The organism is Thermoflexus sp., assembly GCF_025055495.1.
Classification (GTDB): domain Bacteria; phylum Chloroflexota; class Anaerolineae; order Thermoflexales; family Thermoflexaceae; genus Thermoflexus.
On the sequence record NZ_JANWXB010000340.1, the window covers coordinates 1 to 3,531 of the forward strand.

Here is a 3,531-nt window from a genome sequence, read left to right on the forward strand (position 1 = left end):
GGGGCGCCGCTTTGGGCGGCGCCCCAGCCCTGAAAAGGAGGGATGACGGGTCAAGTTAATCCTTCTGATCCAGGTAAGGAGCCAGCCGCTTCACCTGTTTATAAACAAAGGGTTCAGTCACCGTGAGCATCTCATCGTAGAGCCTCTTCGTGCGTTTGGCGCGCTTGCGCCGCAGGTGGCTGCGGCCGATCTTCGCGCGCACCAGCTTCCCGCCTCCAGTATAGCGAAGCCGCTTAGCGGTCGCCTTGTGGGTCCGAATCTTGGGCACCTTCTATCACCTCCGAACTGGATTCCACCTTCCGTTCCGCCGACGACCCTCCCTTCCGGCGCAGAGGGGCCAGCACCATCACCATGCTCTGGCCTTCCATGCTGGGCGGTGTCTCCACCACTCCCACATCGGCCACCTGCTCCGCGAAGCGCTGAAGCATTTCCGTGGCCAGTTGCAGGTGCATCATCTCGCGCCCGCGCATTCGAACCTGAACCTTTACCTTATTGCCATCGTTGAGAAAGCGCCGGGCGTCCCGCACCTTGAACCCCACATGATGAGGATCCGTGGTCGGGCGCAGACGGATCTCTTTCACTACAATCTGTTTGAGCGCTTTGCGGGCCTCCCGTTCCTTCTTGGCCTGTTCGTAGAGGAACTTGCCGTAATCCATAATGCGGCAGACCGGCGGATCTGCCTGGGGGGCAACCTCCACCAGATCCAGGCCGTGCTGGCGCGCGGCGGCGAGAGCTTCTATCAGGGAAACCACACCGATCTGCTTCCCATCCGGGCCGATCAGCCGGACCTGCCGTGCCCGGATCGCCTCGTTCACACGATACTTTCGCGCGGAAATATGGTCCTCCTTTCCGGAACAGGATGCCGGAGAAGATCATAGCATGGGGCCGCCTGAACGTCAAACCGCCTCCCCTTTCTCCTCTCTCCCCACAGCCCTGAGGGCTGCGTGGGGAGAGAGGAGAAAACAGTGCACCCCTGAGGAGAGATCCATCGGTTCCGTAAGCGGCGTCGGATTCGCCCCATGCACCTGGAATCCTGACTGATCCTTATCAGGCATTCCGCATTCTCCCACACCGCGAAGCGGCATGGGAGGGGGGAAGCAAAAAAGGAGTCGGGGCGGACGGCTTCACCGCCCCTGCTTGCCGGGACGCGCCAGCCCAGGTCGAGTTGGACTAATCCGGCAGATCCAAGTCGGAAGGGGGAGCCTCCATCGCCAGGATCTGTCGGGCTTGCTCCACCCACTCCGCCGGGACCAGAACCTCCACCCGATGGAAGGCCGACGCGATCAGCGTATGGATGGCTTCATAACGAAGCCGGGCGGGGATTCCTTCCTGCTCCAGTCGGGCTTGCACCATCTGACCCTCGATCAGATTCCCCGCCTCATAGACCAGCACCCAATCCTCCGGCGAAATCAAAGGTGCGCTCCTTCAGGCCGCAGGCCCCTCCGTGGACGACTCGCCAGTTGCCGGAGACGTGACGCCTCGACGCTGAGCCATCATTTGCTCAAACTGAGCCCGACTTTCCTCCAGCCATTTGCGAAGCTCCTCCGCGCGGCGGCGCGCCTCCGCAGCGGCTTCCTCAGCCCGTCGGCGCGCCTCGATCAGCGCGGCCTCTGCCTGAGAGCGGGCCTGAGTCGTGAGCTCCTCGGCATGCGTTTTCAGCTCGATCCCCCGTTCCTGCAATAGCCGTCGGGTCTCCTCGCCCGAGCGAGGCGCAAACAATAAGGCCACTACCGCGCCCACCAGGGCTCCGGTCAGGAACCCGGCCAGAAAGGCCCCGAACTCTCCACCGTGCTCTCGCTCCGCCATTGGACACCTCCGTCCATGCAAAGATTATTGAGGAAGAACTCCCCCAAGGTTCTCTTCGTCCGCGCACAGGCCCGGGGACAAGGCTGAGGGCGTTCAGCCCCTCGCTCGCCGCAATACCTCAGGGAAAACGCTTTACGCTATGGGCAACCTCCGCCTACAGGTTTTGGGCTGGGGCGCCGCCCAAAGCGGCGCCCCAGCCCGAAAAAGGTTTTTTTAGGGAAAAGGACCTGCCCCTTCCCTCCCAAAAGCGCTGGGATGGGGCCCGACGGTCGACATTGCATGGGGCACGCTTTACATCAAGCGTCCGCGCAATAAACGGATTAGCGTTCGCAACGCCTGAGTGACGCCAGCCGCCACGCTGGCCGCCTCAATGGTCGGACGGGCCAGGCGTCGGCCCAGGAAGACGCTGGTCCCATGCACAGTATCCACGGTCTCCCGGGCCCGCTGGAGGATGGGCTGGATCTCCTGCTGGAACCAATCCACGAGGAGGATCAGACGGTAAACCAGGAAGATCGCCACGGTAGTTAGCAGAATTAACTGGAGAGCGAGGGCGATGATCAAAACATCCCGCAGGACCGCAGCAGTGGCCGGGTGCATATAGAGAAAGACCAGGAAGGCCACCACCAGAGCCAGGGCTGCCGCACCCAAGAGGATCCAGCTGATAGGAGGCCAGCGACGTGGACGCATAGGAAGCACCTGTTCTCCGATTTGCGAGTGAGAGACCACCGCTTCTCTATTCGCTTTCATAGGAGTTACGCCGTTCGCCTTCTCGGGAGGTCCTGCCCCTCTTCCCAAGGCCCTTTAGGCCGCGGGAAGAGAAGATACAGGGGGATGGGGCCATTCCACCTCGTCTGATCGGCCCCCAACGGCGTAACTCCCGTTCATTTACTGATTATAGCTTAACTGGCCTGGGGATGAGTGCAGATTGGGTGGTGCTTAACGATTGACTGCATGGAATGCTGTAGAGACGGCTCTCTCCCCTGGATCTCCTTTCCCAAGGTCCTTCGCGCCTTAGGGGGAGGGGATTTTTAGTGCCATCCGTCCTAAGGAAAGGAATGGGGAAATTGGACTATTGGACAGACGGGCCATGCAACAGGCCCCCTGAGCCTTCCACCGCATCGAGGGCCAGTCCCTCCCCGCGCCCTTCGGGCACCGGGGAGGGGGATTGGATGTAGGCTCATGTTCAGAACGCGTGCTGCTGGCTGGGTCCAATGGCGGGCAGGGGTTTGGGGTGGTGGGGCGGGGGGCTTCGCCCCGCCCTACCACCCCAAGTGTTTCTGAATCCTCTCCCCACGCCGCGAAGTGGCGTGGGGAGAGGATAGAGGGGAGGGGGAGCGGGCCCTTCCCAGCCATCGGGCGGTTCGCTCTCTGGCTTGCACGAGTTGTGGACATGGGCCTTGGATATTTTAGGGACAGGCGCGGACGAACAGGCGGACCAGAAGGACCCGCTTGCAGCATTCGCTCATCGGAGATAGGACGGCCACCACCTGATCGAATAGTTGTGAATTGAAAAGCTCTTTGATATAATATGCGCTTGCGGTCGGGCTCTTCACAACTATCATTCAATTTGCCACTCTTCCCCCCGAAGGGGATTTTTGGGGCGAGCAGGGGCCGTCTCGGGCGTTCCTGCTCACCCCAGAATGATCATGCCCCGCGCCGCCCAGCGGCGCGGGGGGAGTAGGAATACGGGGCGTGGGGCAGGGGCCCCTCGGCACACAGCCCGGA

5 protein-coding genes are annotated in these 3,531 nt (G+C 61.8%); all 5 read right to left on the reverse strand.

The features are described 5' to 3' along the window. Positions 1-55 precede the first annotated feature (55 nt). The 5 genes from NZM16_RS10900 to NZM16_RS10920 all read right to left on the reverse strand — a co-directional run bounded on the left by NZM16_RS10900 (position 56) and on the right by NZM16_RS10920 (position 2,493). Entirely contained in the window at positions 56-268 is a 213-nt protein-coding gene (locus NZM16_RS10900) for a 50S ribosomal protein L35 (RefSeq protein ID WP_295448431.1), read from the reverse strand. Beyond that, positions 234-836 carry a translation initiation factor IF-3 gene (gene infC, locus NZM16_RS10905; RefSeq protein WP_322797648.1) on the reverse strand — a complete coding sequence of 201 codons (603 nt, stop codon included), beginning with the start codon at positions 834-836 and terminating at the stop codon, positions 234-236. The genes NZM16_RS10900 and infC overlap by 35 nt, the downstream gene beginning before the upstream one ends. 334 nt (positions 837-1,170) lie before the next feature. Further along, positions 1,171-1,413 (reverse strand): DUF2007 domain-containing protein, encoded by a 243-nt coding sequence (locus NZM16_RS10910; RefSeq protein WP_295448434.1) that lies wholly within the window; start codon positions 1,411-1,413, stop codon positions 1,171-1,173. 12 nt (positions 1,414-1,425) lie between these two features. After that, positions 1,426-1,806 (reverse strand): YtxH domain-containing protein, encoded by a 381-nt coding sequence (locus tag NZM16_RS10915; RefSeq protein WP_295448437.1) that lies wholly within the window; start codon positions 1,804-1,806, stop codon positions 1,426-1,428. Positions 1,807-2,097: 291 nt separating this feature from the next. Beyond that, positions 2,098-2,493, reverse strand: a complete 396-nt coding sequence (locus NZM16_RS10920) for a hypothetical protein (RefSeq protein WP_295448439.1) — start codon at positions 2,491-2,493, stop codon at positions 2,098-2,100. Positions 2,494-3,531 lie beyond the last annotated feature (1,038 nt).

Bases quoted from the DNA above. Each gene is read 5' to 3' on its own strand.
- NZM16_RS10915 (WP_295448437.1), bottom strand. From the start codon at position 1,806: ATGGCGGAGCGAGAGCACGGTGGAGAGTTCGGGGCCTTTCTGGCCGGG.
- NZM16_RS10920 (WP_295448439.1), bottom strand. From the start codon at position 2,493: ATGCGTCCACGTCGCTGGCCTCCTATCAGCTGGATCCTCTTGGGTGCG.